We start from the raw sequence: 19,446 nt of genomic DNA on the forward strand, positions 1-19,446 counted from the left end.
AGGAGGCGGGCCGGTCGCCCAGGAACAGCGCCTCGTCCACGTCATGGGTGACGAAAGCCCGCGAAGCGGGAGCCCATGAAGCGGGAGCTCATGAAAGAGGGCCTCTCATCGCAACAGATAGGGCATGTTGACCGTGACCGCGCCGGTGGGGCAGCGCGCGGCGCACGGCCCGCAGTACCAGCACTCGTCCACGTGCATATACGCCTTGTTGCTCGCCGGGTCGATGGCGAGCGAGTCCAGCGGGCACATGTCGACGCACAGCGTGCAGCCGTCGATGCACCGGGACTCGTCGATGGTCACGGGCACGTCGGCGCGTTGGGGCGCAAGAGGCATGGCGGTCTCCAGGGCATGGCGATGGCGGGAGTGGGCGGAGAAGGGAGCGGGCGGGGACGGGCGCGGGAGGGGAGGGGCGCGGGAGGGGAGCGGCTTAGATCGTGCGGCGCAGCAGGCCCCGCATGGTGAGGCGATCGCCGCGGAAGCGGATGAACTCCAGGTCGACGGGGGTGCCGTCGGCGAGATGGGTGAGGCGTTCGAGCATCAGCACGGCGGTGCCGCGCGGTGCCTCCAGCACGGCGGCGGAGTGCGCATCGGCATTGACGGCCTCCAGGGTGATCTCGGCGGTGCCCAGGGGCTGTCCGGCGGTCTCCTCGATCAGCCGGAAGACGTCGCTGTTCTCCAGATCGGCGTCGAGCAGGGGCAGCCCGATGTGCATCGGCACATAGGTCAGGTCCAAGGACAGCGGCAGGCCGTCGAGCCTGCGCAGCCGTTCCACGTAAAGCACCTCGGCACGCGGCGGGACCCGCAGCCGTTCCGCCACCGGGGCCGGAGCCGCGACCGGGCTGATGGTGCGCACCTCATTGGTGACCCTGCCGTGCGGGTGCAGGGTCTCGGCGAGCCCCCTCAGCCGGTCGAGCGCATGCGGGTACTTCTGGCACACCACCACCGTGCCCACACCCGGCTGACGCGCCACGAGCTGTTCGGCGCGCAGCAGATCGAGGGCCTGGCGGACGGTGTTACGGGACTCGCCGTAGTCCGCGCCGATCACCTCCTCGTGCGGCAGTACGCCGCCGGGGAAGCCGCCCCCGAGCACCTGGTGGCGCAGCAGGTCGGCGAGCTGCCGGGCACGGTCCGCGCGGAGCCGGCGACGGCGCGCGGCCGCTACCGGAGTGGTGTGCTGGCGGGTGCGTTGGGCGGGCATGCGGTGGACCATACCGACGAGATCCGGCCCGTGGTGTTGCCGCAGTGTTGCGCCACCTACCACCGACGGCGACGAGGTGGTGACCTGGTGGTTCGGCGCCGACGCGACAAGATCCGCCACCCCGGGGACGGCTGCCCGGCACCCGGGATGCGGCTGCCGGTACCCGGGAAACATCCGTCCGGCTCAGCGAATGCGGCCCGCCGGCGCCCGTGTCGCCGGGCGGTCCCGGCCGGCCGCCGGATAGCGTCGAGGCCCAGTACAGCGCCGCCCCGGCGCCGCCCGGCCACCGCGGCGCGGGCCCCGCCAGGTGCCCGGGTGGCCGACGAGGAGGTGGGCCGTGGTCACGTGGCCGGCCGTGGTGTTCGCACTGCTCGCGGCAGCCAGCAATGCGCTGGCCACGGTCCTGCAACGGCGCGCCGCGCGCACGGTCCCGCTGTCCACCGGACTGCGCCTCGGTCTGCTCGTCGACCTGCTGCACCGTGCCGTCTGGCTCGGCGGGATGCTCGCGGTCGTCGCCGCGGCCTGCTTCCAGGCGCTGGCGCTGTCGCAGGGCGCACTGTCGGTGGTGCAGCCCCTCTTCGTCCTCGAACTGCCCCTCGCCCTGCTCATCGGACGGGTTCTGCTGGGCGGACAGATCCCCCGCAGCGGCTGGATCGGCGTGGGGCTGCTCGTCGTCGGGCTCGGATCCGCGCTCGCCGCCGCCGCGCCCACCATCGGCACCACCCACGCCCCCTTCGACCGCTGGGTGCCCGCCCTGGTGGTCTGCGCCGCGGTGATCGCCACGGCGGTCGGTGCCGCGCTCCGCCGCGGGGCGGGCGGCGTACGGGCCGCCTGCTTCGCCGGGGCGACAGCGGTCGGGTACGCCCTCACCGCGGCCATGTTGAAGGACGCCACCCATGCCTGGCAGACCGGCGGCCCCGCCGCGTTCTTCAGCACCTGGCAGACCTATGGCTTCGCCGCCGTCGGCGTACTGGCCATCTTCCTCCTGGAAAACGCCATGCAGTCGGGCCCGCTGACCGCCTCACAGCCGGTCCTCACCCTCGGCGACGCGCTGGTGAGCCTGTCGCTGGGTGTCACCCTTTACGACGAACGGGTACGGACCGGCTGGTGGCTGCTGCCCGAGGCGCTGGGCGTCGGGCTGGTCCTGTGGGGCGCGGTGCTGCTCTCCCGGGTCGCCCTGACCCAGGACCTGACAGGTGCTCAGAGCAAGGCGCCGGCCGCCGCCCGCGACGCCGGTACGGCGCCCGGGCCGGCGGATACCTGAGCGCCGCGGGACGCCGAGAGCGTGCGGACCCGGCCGCACCCGGGATCCGCCGCCTCACCGGATGAGGCGCGCGGCATCGGCTCACCGCACGAGTCTCACCGCACGGGCCTCACCGCATGAGGCGCGCGGCATCGGCCTCACCGCATGAGGCGCGCGGCATCGGCCTCACCGCACGAGTCTCACAGCATGACGTGCTTGACCTGGGTGTAGTCCAACAGGCCCGCGAGGGACAGATCGCTGCCGTAGCCGGAGTGCTTGACCCCGCCGTGCGGCATCTCCGACACCGTGGTGCCGTGCGTGTTCACCCAGACGATCCCGGTGTGCAGGGCGCGGGTGGCCCGCATGGCACGCGCGTGGTCGGCGGTCCAGACGCTCGCCGCCAGACCGAACCGGACCCCGTTCGCCAGCCGGAGGGCCTCGGCCTCGTCGGTGAAGGGCTGCACGGTGACGACCGGGCCGAAGATCTCCTCCTGCACGATCTCGTCGTCCTGGCGCACCCCGGCAACGACCGTGGGGGAGTGGAACCAGCCCGGCCCGTCCGGCGCCGTACCGCCCGTCACCACCTCGGCATGGTCCGGTAGTCGGCGCAACAACCCTTGTACGGAGGCGAGTTGGGACTCGCTGTTGAGTGGGCCGTAGTCGGCGGCCGGATCGTCGGGCGGCCCGGTCCGCAGCGTGTGCGCAGCCGCCGCGAACGCGGCCACAAAGGCGTCGTAGCGGCGGTGGTGGACCAGGAACCGGGTGGGAGCGGTGCAGTCCTGGCCGGCGTTGTAGTACGCCACGGCGGCGAGCTCGGCCGCGGCGGCCTCGGCGGCCTCGGCGTCCAGGTCCTCGTGGACGAGGACCGGCGCATTGCCGCCCAGTTCCAGGTGCACCCGTTTCAGGTCCGCCGCGGCGGTGGCGGCGATCTCCCGCCCGGCCCGGACACTGCCGGTGACGGCGACGAGCCGGGGCACCGGGTGAGCGGTCAGGGACCGCCCGGTGTCGCGGTCCCCGCAGACCACATTCAGCACGCCGGGCGGCAGATGCTCCGCCGCGATCCGGGCGAGCAGCACCGTGGAGGACGGGGTGGTGTCGGCGGGCTTGAGGACGGTGGTGTTGCCTGCCGCGAGCGCCGGGGCGACCTTCCACGCGGCCATCATCAGCGGGTAGTTCCAGGGGGTGATCTGCGCGCAGACACCGACCGGTTCGCGACGCAGCACCGAGGTGCGGCCCTCGGTGTACTCGGCGGCCGCCGCCCCCGGCAGATTGCGCGCCGCCCCCGCGAAGTAGCGGAAGGTGTCGACGACCGCGGGCAGTTCCTCGGTCCGGAACTGCTCCGGCGGCTTGCCGGTGTCCCCGACCTCGGCGGCCACCAGGGCATCGGCATGCTCCTCGATCGCAGCGGCGATCCGCAGCAGCGCCCGCTGCCGCTCGGCCGGAGTGGTCGTCGACCAGCGGGCGAGGGCGGTCTGTGCAGCGGTGCAGGCCGCGTCCGTGTCGGCCGGGCCGGAGCGCGGGGCGCTGCCGTGCACCGTGCCGGTGGCGGGGTCGACCAGGTCCATCGTCGCGCCGGAGGCCGCCGGGCGGTCCGTCCCCGCGAGGTGATTGCGGACGGGGACGGGGGCGGTGTGCTCAGCCATGACGCAGCACCTCCCGCGCCGCGTCGCGGCCGGTGCGCACCGCGCCCTCCATATAGCCGGCGACCCACTGGTCGGAACCGCAGACGTAGAAGGGCGGTTCGTGCGAGCCGTGCAGCGGACCGACCGCCATGACATCGCCGGGGTTCCACTGTGTGACGTACCCCTGGGTCCAGGGATCGGTGCCCCACATCCGCAGATACGACGTGAACGGCTGGAGGGCCTCGGCGCCATAGAGGCGGGCCACGTCCGAGAGCAGTTCGTGGTCACGGACCGGGGCGGGCATGCCCAGCAGGACGCCGTAGCGCTCGGGAGGGATCAGCGCGGAGAGGATGCCCTCGCTCTGCGGCCAGGTGCTGCCGAGCACGCCTTCGCATTCGGAGAGACCGTTGAGATCCAGGCTGCGCCAGAAGGGTTTGTCGTAGGCCGCGGCGAACTTGGCCGCGACGGCCTGCCGCTGACGGTGCAGCGAGGCGAGCCGGGCCTCGGAGACGCCGGTGAGGGCGACCGAGCGGAGCGGACCGACCGGCAGCGCGCTGACCACGGCGTTGGCCGTCAGGCTCTCCCCGTCGGCCAGTCGCACCCGGCAGCCTCCCGGCCGCACCGCCACCTCCTCGACGGCCGCTTCGAGCCGGATGCGCCGGCCGAGTTCCGTGGCCATGCGCAGCGCCACCGTCGCCGAGCCCTCGGCCACCCGCAGGCCCTCCCAGTCCTCGTAGGCGTAGGGGTCGTCACCGGGGACCGCGGCGTGTTTGCGCAGCGCGGCGAGCAGCGACGTGCGCTCGTAGGAACCGCTGGCCAGGGCGAGTTGGCCGATCTCCCAGAGCCGCACGACGGCCGGGCTCGCGCCTTCGCCGCGCAGCCAGGCGCCGACCGACAGGCGGTCGAGGGGCGCCGCATGCGGATGGGACCACGGGTCCTCGGGGTCCACGGTCCGGGCCAGTGCGACAAAGGCGTCGGTGACCTTACGGTGGCCGGCCTCGTCACCGGGGCCGAACCAGTGCGGCGGGTCGCCGGCCGAGACGCCTTCCGCGGTGGCCCGGGCCATCTTGCCGGGCTCGGCGACATAGCTGGGAATCAGGGTCAGGCCGAGCTCCGCGGCCAGGGCGAGGTAGGCGGTATGGGCCCGGCCGACCACCTCGCCGCCGAGCTGGACCAGCCGGCCGTCGGGCAGCACGGCCTGCTCGACGCGTCCGCCGACCCGGTCGCGGGCTTCGAGCACGAGGACGTCGGCGCCGGCCGCGCTCAGGTCACGCGCCGCGGCGAGCCCGGCGAGACCGGCACCGAGCACGATGACATCGTGGTTCATGGGGGAGCTTCCTTTGCTGTCGGCGGGCGGCTGGGGCGGGCGCACCAGGCCTGGCCGGGGACGGGGGCCGGGGCCGCGCCCGCCGGCCGGACCCGGGGCCCGGCCGGCGGTTGAGGATCGGCGAGGCGGACGGGTCTTTGAAGACAGGCCCTACTCCAGGACCAGGCAGTGCTCCGGCTTCCAGCCGATCTCCACGCTCTCGCCGCCGCTCCAGCGGTCCTCCATACGTGAACGGTCGGTGTTCTGCTCCAGTACCGACACCGTGACGCCGGGGGCGAGTTCGATCAGATAGGTGGTGGTGGGGCCGGAGTAGACGGTCTCCCGGACCACGCCCTGCACCAGCGCCATGCCCGGTTCGAAATCGGAGAGCCAGATCTTCTCCGGCCGGATCGACAGGCTGACGCTGCTGCCGTCGGCGACGCCGCTCCGGTCGCCGACCGGCAGCGCCGGGCCGCAGTCGAGGACGACCCGTCCGTCCCGATAGGTGCCGGGGACCAGGTTGGAGGTCCCCATGAAGGACGCCACGAAGCGGCTCGCGGGGCGTTCGTAGACGTCCTCCGGCGTCCCGCACTGCTCCACGTGGCCCTCGTTCATCACCGCCACCCGGTCCGACATGGTCAGCGCCTCGTCCTGGTCATGGGTGACGAAGACGAAGGTGATGCCGACCTCGCGCTGGATCTGCTTGAGTTCGACCTGCATCCGCCGCCGGAGCTTGAGGTCGAGCGCCGCCAGCGGCTCGTCGAGCAGCAGCACCTGGGGCCGGTTGACCAGGGCGCGGGCCAGGGCCACCCGCTGACGCTGCCCGCCGGAGAGCGTGCCGGGCTTGCGGTCGCCGAGACCGCCGAGTTGCACCCTCTCCAGCATGGCGCCGACCCGCTCGCGGATCTCGGCCCGGGCGACGCCCTTGCGCTTGAGGCCGAAGGCCACATTGTCGGCCACCGAGAGATGGTCGAAGAGGGCATAGCTCTGGAAGACCGTATTGACGTTGCGCTTGTCGGGCGGGAGCGCGGTCACGTCCTCACCGCTGAGCAGGATGGTGCCCGCGGTGGGGTCGGTGAAGCCGCCGATCATCCGCAGCGAGGTGGTCTTGCCGCAGCCGGACGGGCCCAGCAGGGAGAAGAACTCGCCGGGCGCGATGTCCAGGGAGAGGTCCTGCACCGCGTAGGAACCGCCGTAGTTCTTGCTGATGTGGTCGAGCCGGACGGCGGGTGGGTCGCCGGCCGGGGCCGCGCCGGCACGGGGGGCGTCGGAGGAGGTCATGGGTGTCACTTCCCGGAGAGCAGATCGAGGCCACCGCGGCGGCCGAACAGACGCGGGATGGCCAGGGCGAGCCCGATGAGGCCGATGGAACCGGCGAGCATCAGCGTGCCGACCGCATTGATGGTGGGCTGGACGCCGAACCGGATCGCCGAGTAGATGCGGACGGACAGCGGCTGCGGGTCCACTCCGGTGGTGAAGTAGGCCAGCACGAAGTCGTCGAAGACCAGGGCGAAGACGAGCACCGCGGAGGCCAGGATGCTGGGGAGCAGCGCGGGCAGGGTGACCAGGCGCAAGGCCTGCCACCGGGTGGCGCCCAGGTCCATCGCGGCCTCCTCGACCTCCGGGTTGAGGGCGGCGATCCGCGAACGCAGGATCACCGTCACATAGGAGATGGAGAAGGTGATCTCCGCGAGCATCACGGTGCCGGAGGAGAGGGTGATGTCCATGCCCTTGAAGAGCAGCATCGCGGCGACACCGGTGACGATCTCCGGGGTGATCAGCGGGACGAGCATGATCAGACCGGCCAGCGAGCCGAGCCGGGTACGGCAGCGCACCAGCCCCAGGGCCAGCGCCACGCCCAGGATCACCGAGCCCGCCATGGCCACCAGGGAGACCCGCAGGCTCATGCCGAGCGACTCGATCAGCACGTTGTCGTGGAAGAAGGCGGAGTACCAGCGGAGGCTGAAGCCCTTGAAGACGGTGAGGGACTTCTGGCCGTTGAAGGAGAAGAGGACCACCACCGCGATGGGGAGGTAGAGCAGGAGGAAGAAGAGGGTGGTGACCGCGAGGGCGAGCCGGGGCCTGCGGTCGGTGCCGCGGCGGTGCCGGCGGTGCGGGGGGCGGAGCGTCATCGGGCGGCCTCCGCCTCGTCCTTGCGGGTGCGCCGCAGATAGCCGAGCATCCCGATGAAGAGCACCGCCATCATCAGCATGGTGAGGGCGGAGCCGAGCGGCCAGTTCTGGCCCTGGAAGAACTTGTCCTGGATCAGGTTGCCGATCATGATCTGGTCCGGGCCTCCCATCAGCTGGGCGCTCACGAAGTCGCCCATGGCGGGCAGGAAGACCAGGACGGCGCCCGCGGCCGCGCCCTGCCGGGTCGCCGGGAGGGTGACGAAGAAGAAGGTCCGCAACGGCCCTCCGTACAGATCGCGTCCCGCCTCGATCAGCGAGAGGTCCATCCGCTCCAGCGCCGCGTACAGCGGGATGATCATGAAGACGATGAAGCCGTAGACGAGCCCGGCGATGACGCCGGCCCCGCTCTGCAGGATCTTGGTGTGGCCGTCGGCGAGTCCGACCGCGCGCAGCGCCTTCAGCACCGGGCCGCCGTCGGACAGCACCACCGACCAGCCGTACATCCGCACCAGGTAGTTGGCGAAGAACGGGACGACGATCGCGGCGATCAGCAGATTCTTGAACCGCCCGCCGTGCAGGGCGATGGTGTAGGCGACCGGATAGGCCACGACCAGGCAGACGACGCAGGCGATCAGTGCGAAGCCCAGCGAGCGCAGCAGCACGATGCGGTAGGCCGGGTCGGCCATCGCCGCGATGTTGTCGAAGTTGAACCCGAACCGCGGGTTGCCGAGGGGGTCGGTGGTGCCCAGGGCCAGGGTGGCCACCAGGATCAGGGAGGCGATGAGGAACCCGGTCATCCACAGGGTGCCGGGGAGCATGAGCCAGGTCCACAGCCGGGTGCCGGACGCGGAGTGTCCGCGGCGGCCCGGGGGTGCTCCGGAGGGGGTGCGTTGTGCCATGTCAGCCGGCTTTCACGTGGGTCCAGGCGGTATCGCGGGCCTGCTCGCCCTTCGAGGACGCATTGCGGAAGAAGCGATCGGCCTTGAGGTCGCCGGGGGCGACCAGGCACTGCGGGAACGGCTTGACGATCGAGGCGTAGACGTCCTCGCTGCCGCCGACCGGCATGGGGTAGCCGATGTACCGGATGTTCTTCCGCACGTTCTCGGGTCTGAGCATGTAGTCGATGAAGAGCATCGCCGTGCCGGGATGGCGGGCATTGGCGGGGATCGCGTAGCAGTCCGAGTTGATCGGCGCGCCCTCCCGGGCCACTTCGAAGCCGAGCACGGACGGGTCCTTGGCCTGTCCGAGCATGGCGGCCATGTCGCCGCTCCAGGCCTGGGTCATCACCGCGTTGCCGTTGAGCAGGTTGTTGTAGCTGTCGCTGGAGAAGCCGCGCAGCCGGGGACGCAGGCTCTGCAGCGCCTTGGTGATACGGGCGAGGTCGTGCGCGTCGGAGGTGTCGATGTCCAGTCCGAGTTTGAGCGCGGCCATGCCGAGGACCTCGTCGCGGTCGTCGAGGACGAAGACCTGTCCCTTGGCCCGGGCGTTCCACAGGTCGCCCCAGGAGCCGGCCAGGTCGTCGCCCATCCGGTCCTTCCGCCAGCCGATGCCCGTCTTGTACATGGTGAACGGGACGGTATGCGCGGAGCGGCGGTCGTACCAGGGGTCGGCGAAGTAGCGGTACCGGCCGAACACCGCGTCGGCGTGGCGCAGCCGGGAGTGGTCGATACGGCGCAGCCGCCGGCCGTCGGCCAGCCGCTGCGCCCATTTCGCGGTGGGAAAGATGATGTCGTAGCGGTTCCCGGCGTTGAGCTTGGCGGCCATGCCCTCCATCGAGTCGAAGTTCGACTGGATGACCTTGACGCCGTACTCCTTCTCGAATCCGTCGAAGACGGCCGGGGCGACGAAGTCCGCCCAGTTGAAATACACCAGGTCGCCGTCCACCTTGACGTCGATCGGCTGGTCCGGATCGCCGAAGGCGTTGCGGTCCTCCGGCAGAAAGCCGCATCCGGCCAGGCCGAGACCGAGGGCCGCGGCGAAGCCCGAGCGCAGAAACCCGCGCCGGGACGGAGATGGAGGTTCCTCGGGGGACATGGGGTCCTCTCCGTAGGGGATGAGCGCTGCTTCAGGGAGCGGTCACGGATGCACGGAAGCCCTGTCCGCCGTGCGGGACCTGTCAGCCGTGGCGCGGGGCGTCGCGCGCCGAGGGGGACGGCTCATGGCGCTGTCTCACCGGTGGGGGTCAGCGCATCGTGCCACCGAGGTCGGTGCGCACCCGGTCGGCGAACCAGCCGACCGCGGCCTCCCGGCGGGACAGGGGGCCCGGCTCGAAGCCCGGGGTGCCGAGGCCCTTTTGCACCCGGGACACCAATTCGGCGTCTTCGTCATTGGTGATCCAGCCGATGTGGATGTTGAGCCGGCGCGCGAGCCGGGTCCGCGCACTCGTCCCGCGGCGCGTGTAGAAAGCGCCGGGGACGGCCACCCGGTCGACCGCCGTCGGTATGGCGGTCCAGGCAAGCACATGGTCGGGGTAGAAGTCGATGAGTGTGTTGGGGTAGATCACCGCGTACCGCCAGATCCGCCGATCGGCCTCGGTCAGCCCCGGCATGGGGGAGGCGAGGCGCTGGTAGAGCCGCTCGGCCCAGTTCGACGACGGCTTGTCGCGCAGCGGCGAGGCGAAGAGGACAGAGGACTCGTCGATCTCGCTGGTGTAGCCCTGGTAGTCGAGCAGCCGCATCAGCCCGGGGTGGGCGACCGGGACGTGGTAGCCCTCCAGGTAGTTGTCGACCGCGACCTTCCAGTTGGCGTGCTGTACTTCCGCGCCGGCCAGGTCGTGGATGCGGCTGCGCCCGACCGGCACCAGATCGGTCCCCGCGTAGTGGCCGACGGCCTTCGCCAGCCCGGCGCACTGCTCCGCCAGCGGCACGGCACCCGGATCGAGGTTGGCGAAGACGAACCCCAGGAACGACTCGACCCGGACCGGGAAGAGGCCGAGGGCGGGCTTGTCCAGGCAGGGGATCTGCCGTGCCTCGGGCGCACCGACCAGCCGTCCGTCGAGCTTGTAGGTCCAGCCGTGATACGGGCAGCGGATGGCCTTGCCGGACGCCTCGGGGGCGGAGACCAGGCGGGTGCCGCGGTGCCGGCACACATTGAGGTGCCCGGCCAGGGTGCCGTCCTCGGTACGGACGACCAGTACCTCGCGGTCGGCGACGGTGGCGGTGAGCCGTGCGCCGGGGCCGGGGAGATCGGACTCGTGGCACACGAGCTGCCAGGACTTGGCGAAGATGTGCCGCGTCTCGGCGGCGGCCGTGGCCGGGTCGGTGTAGTAACGGCCGGACAGCGCCCGGCCGGGGACATCCTGTGCTGTCGGTGTCGTGGTGGCTTCGGGGTGCATCGGGTCACTCCTCCATGCCGCACGGGGTGCTGGGTGCCGAGGCGGCAGGGCGCGGTGAAAAGTCCCTGATCCAGGCGCTTCGGCGCCCCGGAATCCGTGCTGACTAATTGGTCAGTCAGATTGCTGGCGGGTTTCGACGAAGTCAAGACTTGTGTCCTGACTAATTGATTAGTTAGCTTAGTGGCAGCGCTGCTCCGGCGCTCCGCCGCACGGATCCCGGGCAGCGAGCGGGCGGCAGCGAGCGGGCGCGCCGCGCCCCGATCCGCGGGCCGAACCCCGCACCGGCACCGCACCGGCACGTCACCGGCACGTCACCCCGGCACCGGGACACGGCACCGTCCCACCCGGCCGCCCCGGCCCGAGTCCGCACCCCACCCCTCTCCCCGGAGGCACGCATGAGCGGTCGTCGGAACCTGATCTGGCTCGGGCTCACCCCCGAACCCGAACGGGAGCTGCCCGCCACCGTCGCGGCCCTGCGCACCGCCGCGCGGCGGATCACGGACGCCCCCGCGGAGGCCACCGCGGCCGAACACCGCCGCGTCGAGCGCCTGATCCTGCACGGCACCCAGCACGGCTGGCTCCGCTATCTCGCCGAGGTGACCGACCTGGTGACCGCGGTCGCCGGCCGCACCCGCCCCGGCGACCGCCGGGCCGCACTCCGTGCGGCAGAGGTCGTGCTCGACCACCACCGCATGCTCATCGGCCTCCCCGGACCGGGGTACGACCGGACGGCCGCGGACCGCAGCGCCCTGGAACGCGCGGTGCGCACTTTGCGCACCACCCCACCGGACGGAGACCAAGGATGACCGGGACCGAGAGACCGAGGATGACCGGGACCGACTCGCTCATACCGCAGGGGACCCCCTCCGTGCTCGGCGCCATGCCCGGCGTGACCGAGGACGCCAGGGCGTACCTGGCCACCGGCGGCTACCGCAAGGCAACCGGAGCGTCCGAGCTCCTCGACCGGATCGCCGCCGCCGGCCTGCGCGGACGCGGTGGCGCCGGCTACCCCACCGCGGCGAAACTCCGCGCCGTCCGCGATGCCGGGCCCCGCCCGGTGGTGGTGGCGAACGGAGAGGAAGGGGAGCCCGGCTCCGTCAAGGACCGCTGGCTGCTGCGGGCCCGCCCGCATCTGGTCCTGGACGGGCTGGCGCGGGCCGCGGAGATCACCGGGGCGGAACGCGGCTACGTCTATGTCTCCGACACCGCGGCGGGCGAACGCATCCGCCGTGCGCTCGCCGAACGGGCACCTCGGCTGCCGTGCGACGTCGTCGACACCCCGCACACCTATGTCGCGGGGGAGGAGACCGCCGTGGTCCGCCGGATCAACGGCGGCCCCGCCCTCCCCACCGCCAAACCGCCCCGCCCCTACCAACAGGGCGTCGGCGGCGCACCCACCTTCGTCGCCAACGTCGAGACCCTGGCCCGGATCGCGCTCATCGCCGCGCAACCGGACCGCCGGCACCGCACGGCCCGCGCCACTCTGGTGACGCTCGCGGGCGCCGGCGCCGCACCCCTGCTCGTCGAGGTGCCCTACGGCTGCACCCTGCGGACCCTGGCGCAGGCCCAGGGCACCCCCGAGCCGGGCGGCGCCCTCATGGGAGGTCTCTTCGGCGGGCTGATCGGCCCCGGCCAGCTCGACCTCGCGCTGGACCCCGACACCCTCGCGGCCGCGGGCACGGCCCTGGGCTGCGGAGCGATCCGCTTCCTCGCCCCCGACGAGTGCCCGGTGTCCCTCGCCTCCGCCGCCGTCGCCCATCTCGCCGCCGAGAGCGCCCGGCAGTGCGGCATCTGCGTCGCGGGCACCGGCTCCGTCCGCGACGCCGTCGGCGCCTTGACGAACGGCACCGCCGACCCGGACCTCCTCACCCGGCTGCAGCGCTGGTCCACCACACTGCCCGGCCGCGGCGCCTGCGGTCTGCTCGACGCCGCGGCGGGCACGGCCGGCAGCCTGCTGCGCGCCTTCCCCGACCTGGTCCGCTCCCACCTCGACGCCCCCTGCCCGGGCTGCGCCGCGCCCGCCGACGCCGGCCGGCTCACCGTGCCCGTCCCGCACGTCGCCCACCCTGCCGTGCCCCGCCCGCGCTCCGCCGCCTCCCCCCGCTGAAAGGACGACCGCCGTGAAACTCCGTCTCGACGCCACTCGCTGCCAGGGCTACGGCCTGTGCCAGGAACCCGCACCGGACCTCATCGACCTCGACGATTTCGGCTATGCCGCCGTCGTCGCCGACCCCGCGCCGGGCGCATCCGAGGACGCCGCCCGGGCCGCCGCCGAGGCCTGCCCCAACTCCGCGCTCCGGCTGGAGAGGTGACCATGGGACGTGATCTGTCGGCCCTGTTCGACCCGAAGGCGGTCGCGGTGGTCGGGGCCAGTGACGACCCGGCGAAGTACGGCCATGCGGTCGCCGCCCAGGCCCTGCGGGCACCCGACCGCCGGCCCGTCCACCTCGTCAACCGCCGCGGCGGCACGGTCCTGGGGCGCACCGCGGCCACCTCGCTCGCCGGGATCGGCGAACCGGTCGAACTCGTGGTGATCTCCGTACCGGGCCCCGGCTTCGAGGCCGCCGTCGACGACGCACTCGCCTGCGGTGCCCGCGCCATCGTCGGCATCACCGCAGGCTTCGCCGAGACCGGCGCCGTCGGGCTGGCCCGCCAGCGGGCGATCGCCGACCGGGTACGCGCCGCCGGCGCCGTCCTCGTCGGCCCCAACTGCCTCGGCATCGCCGACAACACCACCGAGCTCTACCTCGCCTCGGACCGTTTCGCGCCCGGCGGCGTCGCCCTGCTGAGCCAGAGCGGCAACCTCGCCCTCGAACTCCAACTCCGCTGCGCCCCGCACGGATTGGGATTCTCCCGCTTCGTCTCCCTGGGCAACCAGGCCGATGTCACCCTCGTCGACCTGATCGAGGACGCCGCCCGGCACGACGCCACCCGGGCCATCGCCGTATACGCGGAGGACTTCGGCGACGGCCGGGCCTTCGCCGAGGCGGCCGCCGCCGCGGGCAAACCGGTGGTCCTGCTCACCGCCGGGCGGGGCGCCGCCTCCGCGCGCAGCGCGCAGTCGCACACCGGCGCCCTGACCACCTCCGCCGATGTCGTGGCCGCCGCCTGCCGCGACGCGGGCGTCGAACTGGTCGCCACCCCGCATGAGATGACCGTCGTCCTCGCCGCGCTGCACGGGGGGCGGCGCGCCACCGGACCCCGCACCGCGGTCTGCACCGACGGCGGCGGCCACGGAGCCATCGCCGCCGACGCCACCGAAACCGCCGGGCTGGCCGTCCCCGAACTCGGGCCCGCGGCGCAGCAGCGGCTCAGAACGCTGCTGTGGGAACAGTCCGCGGTGGGCAACCCCGTCGACCTGGCCGGGATGGGGGAGCAGAACCCGCACTCCTACGGCGACACCGTCGCTGCCCTGCTCGCCCTGGACGAGGTCGACTCCGTCCTGTTGACCGGGTACTTCGGCGGCTACTCGGCGGCGACCGGCGGCCTGGGCGGCCCGGCGGCCGAGAGCGGCACCGCGGGCGGCGGCAGCGCACTCGCGGCGGGTGAGCTGGAGACCGCACAGCAGATGGCCGTCCAGGCGACGAGTGCCGCCAAGCCTCTGGTGGTGCAGTCGATGTTCCCGGACGCCCCCAGCTGCCGGACGCTGGTCGAGGCGGGCATACCGGTGTTCGCCGCCACCGAGGACGCGGCCCGGGCACTGTCGGCCATGACCTCGGCGCCCGAGGCCGCCGGGCCGCCCGGCGTCCGCCCGCTGCCACCGGCCGCGGCGCCGTTGCGCGACCCCGGCTACCACGGCGTACGCGCCCTGCTGAGCGCCGCCGGAGTGCCCTTCCCCGAGGCCCGCGAGATCACCGATGAGGCCCAACTGCTCGCCGCGGCCGGTGCGTTCGAGGGGCCCTATGTCCTCAAGGCCCTCCACCTCCTGCACAAGTCCGACGCCGGCGGTGTCGCCCTGGGGCTGCCGGACCGGTCCGCACTCGTCACCGCCTTCCGGGAGATGCACGCCCGGCTCGGCGCCGCCTCCTACTCGGTCGAGGCGATGGCCGACCTGACGGACGGCGTCGAGCTGATCGTGGGGGTGCACCGCGACCCCCGGTTCGGCCCGGTCGCCATGGTCGGCCTGGGCGGGGTGCTCACCGAGGCACTGCACGATGTCGCCTTCGCCCTGGCGCCCGTCCCGGCGGACCGCGCCGAACAGTTGCTGACCGGGCTGCGGACCGCCGCGCTCCTCCGGGGCGTCCGCGGCCGGCCCGCCGTCGACCTGGCAGCCGCGGCAGCCGTGATCGAGCGCCTCACCACGCTCGCCGCCGCCCACCCCGAGATCACGGAGATCGAGGTCAATCCGCTGCTCGTCCGCCCGGACGGCGCCCTCGCCCTCGATGCCCGCGCCGTACTGGCCTGACGCCCCGCCCGCCCCGCCCGCCGTCCCGGAGGAACCATGGACTTCCGCTACACCCCCCGACAGGCCGACCTCAAGGCCCGCGCCGCCGCCTACACCGAGCTGCTGTTCCCGTACGAGGAGCAGGCCGAGGAGGCCGGGGGACCGCTGCCCGCCGAAACCGTCCGCGAACTGACCCGGGCCGCGATCGATGCCGGTGTCTACGCCATCAACATGCCCGAGAAGTGGGGCGGCCCGGGACTCTCGCTGCTCGACCAGGTCATCGTCGAGGAGGAATTCGGCAAGGTCACCAACTGCCTGTGGGACATCCCCTGGCGGCCGGCCAACGTGCTGGCGTACGGCACCGAGGCCCAGCGGGAGAAGTATCTCCTCCCGGTCATCCGGGGCGAGCGCTTCGATGCCTTCGCGGTGACCGAACCCGGTGCGGGATCGGACCCCTCCTCGGGCACCAGCACCGCCACCCGTACCGAGGGCGGCTGGCTGCTGAACGGCGAGAAGTGGTTCGTGACCTGCGGCGACATCGCGGACTTCCTGCTGGTGCAGGCGGACGCCGGCCCCGAGCGGGCCGCCACGCTCTTCTTCGTCGACAAGCAGGCACCGGGCGTCCGGATGACCCGCGTCCCGCGCTTCATGCACTCCGCGGTCAACGGGCACCCCGAATTCACCTTCACCGATGTCTTCGTCCCCGACGACGACGTGCTCGGCGGCATCGGCAACGGATACGAGCTCACCAAGGAATGGTTCACCGACGAACGGCTGATGATCGCGGCCCGGACGACGGGCGCCGCCGAGCGGGCCCTGCAACTGGCCCGCGACTGGGCGGTGGAGCGCCGGCAGTTCGGGTCCGCGATCGCCGACTTCCAGTTGGTGCAGGGGATGCTGGCGGACTGCGCGGTCGATATCGCGGTCAACCGGGCCTACACCCACCAGGTCGCCTGGGAGGCCGACCAGCCGGGCGCCGACCCCAAGACGCTGCACGCCAAGGCCTCGACGGCCAAGCTCGCGGCGAGCGAGGCGGCGGGCCGGGTGATCGACCGCTGTGTGCAGATCTTCGGCGGTCGCGGCTACGACCGCTCCTACCCCGTCGAGCGGCTCTACCGCGAGCTGCGAGTGGACCGGATCTGGGAGGGCACCTCCGAGATCCAGCGCCTGATCATCGCCAACGAGCTCATCAAGCGCGGCACCCGTGCCCTCGACCTGCCCCTGCCCTGACCCGCGGCCCTCACCGGACCGGCTCCCCATCGACTCCGAGGACTGACATGGACTTCCGTCTCACCCCCCGCCAGGCGGACCTCAAGCGCACCGCGCGCGAGCTCACCGAGACCCTCACCGCGTACGAAACCGACTGCGAGGAGAACAACGGTCTGACGGCGCAGGACCACGCCGCCATCCGCGATGCCGTCCTCGCCTCCGGTCTGCAGGCCGTCAACATGCCCCGGGAGTGGGGCGGCGCCGGGCTGACCATCCTGGAACAGGCCATCGTCCAGGAGGAGTTGGGGCAGCTCACCGGCGCCCTGTGGGACACCGTCTGGCGCCCCGCCAACGCCCTGCGCTTCTGCACCCCCGCACAGCGCGAGCGCTACCTCGAACCGGTCATCCGCGGCGAGCGCCGCGACTGCTACGCGGTGACCGAACCCGGGGCCGGCTCCGACCCGCAGAACCTGGCGACCACCGCGACGCGGACGGCCGACGGCTGGGCACTCAACGGCGAGAAGTGGTTTGTGACCGTCGGCGACCACGCCGACTTCATGATCGTCCTCGCCGCGGCGGGTCCGGACCGGGAGCCGACGCTCTTCCTCGTCGACAAGGACACCCCCGGCATCGAGATGACCCGGGTGCCGCGCTTCATGCACACCTTCGTCTACGAGCACCCCGAGTTCACCTTCACCGAGGTGCACGTCCCCGAGGACGCCGTGCTGGGGGGCGTCGGCAAGGGCTACGACATCACCCGGTCCTGGTTCACCGAGGAACGGCTGATGATCGCGGCCCGGACGACGGGCGCCGCCGAGCGGGCGCTGCGGCTGGCCCGGGACTGGGCGGTGGAGCGCCGGCAGTTCGGGTCTGCGATCGCCGATTTCCAGTTGGTGCAGGGGATGCTGGCGGACTGCGCGGTCGATATCGCGGTCAACCGGGCCTACGCGCACCAGGTCGCCTGGGAGGTGGACGAGGGCACCGTCGACCGCAAGACCCTGCACGCCAAGGCGGCGATCGCCAAGCTCGCGGCGAGCGAGGCGGCGGGCCGGGTGATCGACCGCTGTGTGCAGATCTTCGGCGGTCGCGGCTACGACCGCTCCTACCCCGTCGAGCGGCTCTACCGCGAGCTGCGGGTGGACCGGATCTGGGAGGGCACCTCCGAGATCCAGCGCCTGATCATCGCCGGTGAACTGGTCAAGCGGGGCACGGGCGTTCTGCAGATGCCCACCGACACCGCCTCCTGATCCGGCCCGCGTACCCCGGTCAGGGTGCCCTGGTCACCGGACCGGGGCACCCTGACCGGCCCCCGCCGTACCCCGCCCGGCACCACTCACCCGCCGGGCGGGACCCGCCCGACCCGCCGGGCGGGCCTGCGACGTGCCGGGCGGGACCTGCAAGACGTGCCGGAAGATCACCCGCCGAGGAGGAGCGATGTCCGAGAGTGCAGTCGAAAGCATCGGGGTCGTGGGCTGTGGCCTGATGGGCTCCGGCATCGCCGAGGTATGCGCCCGCACGGGCCGGCAGGTGTGTGTCGTCGAGACCGGCCCGGCCGCCGCGGACACCGGGCTCCGCCGGATCACCGGCTCCCTGGCACGTGCCGTGGCGGCCGGCAAACTCTCCGCCCGCGACCGGGATTCCGCGCTCGCCCGGATCACGGTCACCACCGACTTCGCCGCGCTGGCCGATCGCGATCTGGTCGTCGAAGCCGTCGCCGAGGACGAGAGGGCAAAGCTGGCCGTCTTCACCCGGCTCGACGAGGTGGTCCGGCGCCCGGACGCGATCCTGGCGACCAATACCTCCTCCCTTCCCGTCATCCGGCTCGCCACCGCCACCGCGCGCCCCCAGCAGGTCATCGGCCTGCACTTCTTCAACCCCGTCCCGGTGCTGCCGCTCGTCGAGCTGGTGCCCTCCCTGCTGACCGGCGACGACACCACCCGCAGGACCCACACCTTCGCCGCCGACGTCCTGGGCAAGGAGGTCGTGCACGCCGCGGACCGTGCCGGGTTCATCGTCAACGCCCTGCTCGTCCCCTACCTGCTGGACGCGGTACGGATGGTCGAGTCCGGCGCCGCCTCGGCGGACGATGTCGACCGCGGGATGCGGCTGGGCTGCGCCCACCCGCTGGGCCCGCTCGCGCTGGCCGACCTGATCGGCCTCGACACGACACGGGCGATCGCCGAGTCGCTGTACGAGGAGTTCCGCGAACCCCGCTACGCGCCCCCGCCGCTGCTGGCCCGGATGGTGGAAGCGGGACTCCTCGGCCGCAAGTCCGGCCGGGGCTTCCACCACTACCGATGAGCCCGCCATGCGACGGACAGCCGGAGGCGGTGATGCGGGAAGATGGACGGGACGGGCCGGCCGAGCCCGCCGAGGACACCGACACCGACCCGGGGAGCACTCACGTGGCCAAGGCTGAACGCACTCTCGAAACGCGGGAACGGATCCTGTCCGCCGCGTGCGAAGTGATCGCCGAGGTCGGCTTCGAGAAGATCCGGATGCGCATGGTCGCGGAGCACGCCGGTGTGTCCACCGCCCTGCTCCACTACCACTTCGAGAACCGCGAGCGGCTCTTCGCCGAGGCGATGACCCACTCCTTCGCGCAGACCGGCACCGAACTCGATCGGGACGCCGACACGGTGCCCGCCTCGGTGGTCCTGGCCCGCATCCTGCACACCATGCTGCCCACGGACCCCGAGCTGCGGCAGGACTGGCGGCTGTGGCAGGAACTGTGGGTGCGGGCCCTGCGCGACGAGACCGCCCGGCATCTCGCCGTCGACCTCTACGACCAGCTGCACGCGTGGATCGGCCAGGCCATCCGGCGGGGCATCGAGTCGGGCGAGTTCACCGACTGCGAGGTGGACGCGACCAGCACACTGCTGCTCGCCCTGAGCGACGGTTTCGGTATCCGGCTGATGCTGGGCGACCCCAGGATCGACCTCCCCGCCGCCCAAGCAGCCATCTGGCGGGCGGTCGCGGGAACGCTCGGCGTCTCCGACACCTTCCCCGAGATCTGAC

The 19,446-nt window shown here is 72.5% G+C and carries 18 protein-coding genes; 9 read left to right on the plus strand and 9 right to left on the minus strand.

What is annotated here, in order from left to right:
• Positions 1–105: 105 nt before the first annotated feature.
• Together ACF088_RS08375 and ACF088_RS08380 are read right to left on the minus strand one after the other, a co-directional pair.
• Positions 106–333: a ferredoxin family protein gene (locus tag ACF088_RS08375; RefSeq protein ID WP_159472786.1), complete on the minus strand. Its 228-nt coding sequence runs from the start codon at positions 331–333 to the stop codon at positions 106–108.
• Between the two features lie 94 nt (positions 334–427).
• Positions 428–1,198, minus strand: coding sequence for a GntR family transcriptional regulator (locus tag ACF088_RS08380; protein ID WP_392374613.1), 771 nt, complete (start codon positions 1,196–1,198; stop codon positions 428–430).
• 337 nt (positions 1,199–1,535) lie between these two features.
• On the opposite strand from ACF088_RS08380, the gene ACF088_RS08385 reads away from it, so the two are divergent.
• Positions 1,536–2,462 (plus strand): DMT family transporter, encoded by a 927-nt coding sequence (locus ACF088_RS08385; RefSeq protein ID WP_392374614.1) that lies wholly within the window; start codon positions 1,536–1,538, stop codon positions 2,460–2,462.
• A gap of 179 nt (positions 2,463–2,641) precedes the next feature.
• Here the strand turns inward: ACF088_RS08385 and ACF088_RS08390 are convergent, their stop codons facing one another.
• The 7 genes from ACF088_RS08390 to ACF088_RS08420 all read right to left on the minus strand — a co-directional run bounded on the left by ACF088_RS08390 (position 2,642) and on the right by ACF088_RS08420 (position 10,835).
• Positions 2,642–4,084: an aminobutyraldehyde dehydrogenase gene (locus ACF088_RS08390; protein ID WP_392374615.1), complete on the minus strand. Its 1,443-nt coding sequence runs from the start codon at positions 4,082–4,084 to the stop codon at positions 2,642–2,644.
• A complete protein-coding gene (locus ACF088_RS08395) occupies positions 4,077–5,390 on the minus strand; it encodes a flavin monoamine oxidase family protein (protein WP_392374616.1) in 1,314 nt (437 codons plus the stop codon). Before ACF088_RS08395 ends, ACF088_RS08390 begins: the two co-directional genes overlap by 8 nt.
• A 150-nt stretch (positions 5,391–5,540) precedes the next feature.
• Positions 5,541–6,650: an ABC transporter ATP-binding protein gene (locus ACF088_RS08400; protein WP_392374617.1), complete on the minus strand. Its 1,110-nt coding sequence runs from the start codon at positions 6,648–6,650 to the stop codon at positions 5,541–5,543.
• Positions 6,651–6,655: 5 nt separating this feature from the next.
• Positions 6,656–7,501: an ABC transporter permease gene (locus tag ACF088_RS08405; protein ID WP_392374618.1), complete on the minus strand. Its 846-nt coding sequence runs from the start codon at positions 7,499–7,501 to the stop codon at positions 6,656–6,658.
• Positions 7,498–8,400, minus strand: coding sequence for an ABC transporter permease (locus ACF088_RS08410; protein WP_392374619.1), 903 nt, complete (start codon positions 8,398–8,400; stop codon positions 7,498–7,500). The genes ACF088_RS08405 and ACF088_RS08410 overlap by 4 nt, the downstream gene beginning before the upstream one ends.
• A gap of 1 nt (position 8,401) precedes the next feature.
• On the minus strand, positions 8,402–9,535 hold the full coding sequence (locus ACF088_RS08415) for a spermidine/putrescine ABC transporter substrate-binding protein (protein ID WP_392374620.1): 1,134 nt from the start codon (positions 9,533–9,535) through the stop codon (positions 8,402–8,404).
• A gap of 148 nt (positions 9,536–9,683) precedes the next feature.
• Complete coding sequence (locus ACF088_RS08420; RefSeq protein ID WP_392374621.1) at positions 9,684–10,835, minus strand: aromatic ring-hydroxylating dioxygenase subunit alpha; 1,152 nt, start codon at positions 10,833–10,835, stop codon at positions 9,684–9,686.
• 395 nt (positions 10,836–11,230) lie between these two features.
• Here ACF088_RS08420 and ACF088_RS08425 point away from each other — a divergent pair, with 395 nt between their 5' ends.
• The 8 genes from ACF088_RS08425 to ACF088_RS08460 all read left to right on the plus strand — a co-directional run bounded on the left by ACF088_RS08425 (position 11,231) and on the right by ACF088_RS08460 (position 19,445).
• Complete coding sequence (locus tag ACF088_RS08425; protein WP_392374622.1) at positions 11,231–11,641, plus strand: hypothetical protein; 411 nt, start codon at positions 11,231–11,233, stop codon at positions 11,639–11,641.
• Between the two features lie 20 nt (positions 11,642–11,661).
• A complete protein-coding gene (locus ACF088_RS08430; RefSeq protein WP_392374623.1) occupies positions 11,662–12,942 on the plus strand; it encodes an NADH-ubiquinone oxidoreductase-F iron-sulfur binding region domain-containing protein in 1,281 nt (426 codons plus the stop codon).
• A gap of 13 nt (positions 12,943–12,955) precedes the next feature.
• Positions 12,956–13,147, plus strand: a complete 192-nt coding sequence (locus ACF088_RS08435) for a ferredoxin (protein ID WP_392374624.1) — start codon at positions 12,956–12,958, stop codon at positions 13,145–13,147.
• Positions 13,148–13,149: 2 nt separating this feature from the next.
• Positions 13,150–15,240, plus strand: coding sequence for an acetate--CoA ligase family protein (locus tag ACF088_RS08440; RefSeq protein WP_392374625.1), 2,091 nt, complete (start codon positions 13,150–13,152; stop codon positions 15,238–15,240).
• Between the two features lie 36 nt (positions 15,241–15,276).
• On the plus strand, positions 15,277–16,449 hold the full coding sequence (locus tag ACF088_RS08445) for an acyl-CoA dehydrogenase family protein (RefSeq protein WP_392374626.1): 1,173 nt from the start codon (positions 15,277–15,279) through the stop codon (positions 16,447–16,449).
• A gap of 47 nt (positions 16,450–16,496) precedes the next feature.
• On the plus strand, positions 16,497–17,675 hold the full coding sequence (locus ACF088_RS08450) for an acyl-CoA dehydrogenase family protein (protein ID WP_392374627.1): 1,179 nt from the start codon (positions 16,497–16,499) through the stop codon (positions 17,673–17,675).
• A gap of 187 nt (positions 17,676–17,862) precedes the next feature.
• The gene (locus ACF088_RS08455) at positions 17,863–18,729 is read left to right on the plus strand and encodes a 3-hydroxybutyryl-CoA dehydrogenase (RefSeq protein WP_392374628.1); all 867 of its coding nucleotides are present in this window, start codon (positions 17,863–17,865) and stop codon (positions 18,727–18,729) included.
• A 32-nt stretch (positions 18,730–18,761) separates the two neighbouring features.
• Entirely contained in the window at positions 18,762–19,445 is a 684-nt protein-coding gene (locus ACF088_RS08460) for a TetR/AcrR family transcriptional regulator (protein WP_392374629.1), read from the plus strand.
• Position 19,446: the final 1 nt, after the last annotated feature.

Origin of the sequence: Streptomyces sp. NPDC015125, assembly GCF_043080045.1 — a bacterium.
In the GTDB taxonomy this organism is placed as follows: Bacteria; Actinomycetota; Actinomycetes; order Streptomycetales; family Streptomycetaceae; genus Streptomyces.

Coding starts and splice junctions, on each gene's coding strand:
- ACF088_RS08430 (WP_392374623.1), top strand. CDS start 11,662: ATGACCGGGACCGACTCGCTCATACCGCAGGGGACCCCCTCCGTGCTC.
- ACF088_RS08390 (WP_392374615.1), bottom strand. CDS start 4,084: ATGGCTGAGCACACCGCCCCCGTCCCCGTCCGCAATCACCTCGCGGGG.
- ACF088_RS08445 (WP_392374626.1), top strand. CDS start 15,277: ATGGACTTCCGCTACACCCCCCGACAGGCCGACCTCAAGGCCCGCGCC.
- ACF088_RS08405 (WP_392374618.1), bottom strand. CDS start 7,501: ATGACGCTCCGCCCCCCGCACCGCCGGCACCGCCGCGGCACCGACCGC.
- ACF088_RS08375 (WP_159472786.1), bottom strand. CDS start 333: ATGCCTCTTGCGCCCCAACGCGCCGACGTGCCCGTGACCATCGACGAG.
- ACF088_RS08440 (WP_392374625.1), top strand. CDS start 13,150: ATGGGACGTGATCTGTCGGCCCTGTTCGACCCGAAGGCGGTCGCGGTG.
- ACF088_RS08380 (WP_392374613.1), bottom strand. CDS start 1,198: ATGCCCGCCCAACGCACCCGCCAGCACACCACTCCGGTAGCGGCCGCG.
- ACF088_RS08425 (WP_392374622.1), top strand. CDS start 11,231: ATGAGCGGTCGTCGGAACCTGATCTGGCTCGGGCTCACCCCCGAACCC.
- ACF088_RS08460 (WP_392374629.1), top strand. CDS start 18,762: ATGCGGGAAGATGGACGGGACGGGCCGGCCGAGCCCGCCGAGGACACC.
- ACF088_RS08455 (WP_392374628.1), top strand. CDS start 17,863: ATGTCCGAGAGTGCAGTCGAAAGCATCGGGGTCGTGGGCTGTGGCCTG.
- ACF088_RS08400 (WP_392374617.1), bottom strand. CDS start 6,650: ATGACCTCCTCCGACGCCCCCCGTGCCGGCGCGGCCCCGGCCGGCGAC.
- ACF088_RS08415 (WP_392374620.1), bottom strand. CDS start 9,535: ATGTCCCCCGAGGAACCTCCATCTCCGTCCCGGCGCGGGTTTCTGCGC.
- ACF088_RS08420 (WP_392374621.1), bottom strand. CDS start 10,835: ATGCACCCCGAAGCCACCACGACACCGACAGCACAGGATGTCCCCGGC.
- ACF088_RS08410 (WP_392374619.1), bottom strand. CDS start 8,400: ATGGCACAACGCACCCCCTCCGGAGCACCCCCGGGCCGCCGCGGACAC.
- ACF088_RS08395 (WP_392374616.1), bottom strand. CDS start 5,390: ATGAACCACGATGTCATCGTGCTCGGTGCCGGTCTCGCCGGGCTCGCC.
- ACF088_RS08450 (WP_392374627.1), top strand. CDS start 16,497: ATGGACTTCCGTCTCACCCCCCGCCAGGCGGACCTCAAGCGCACCGCG.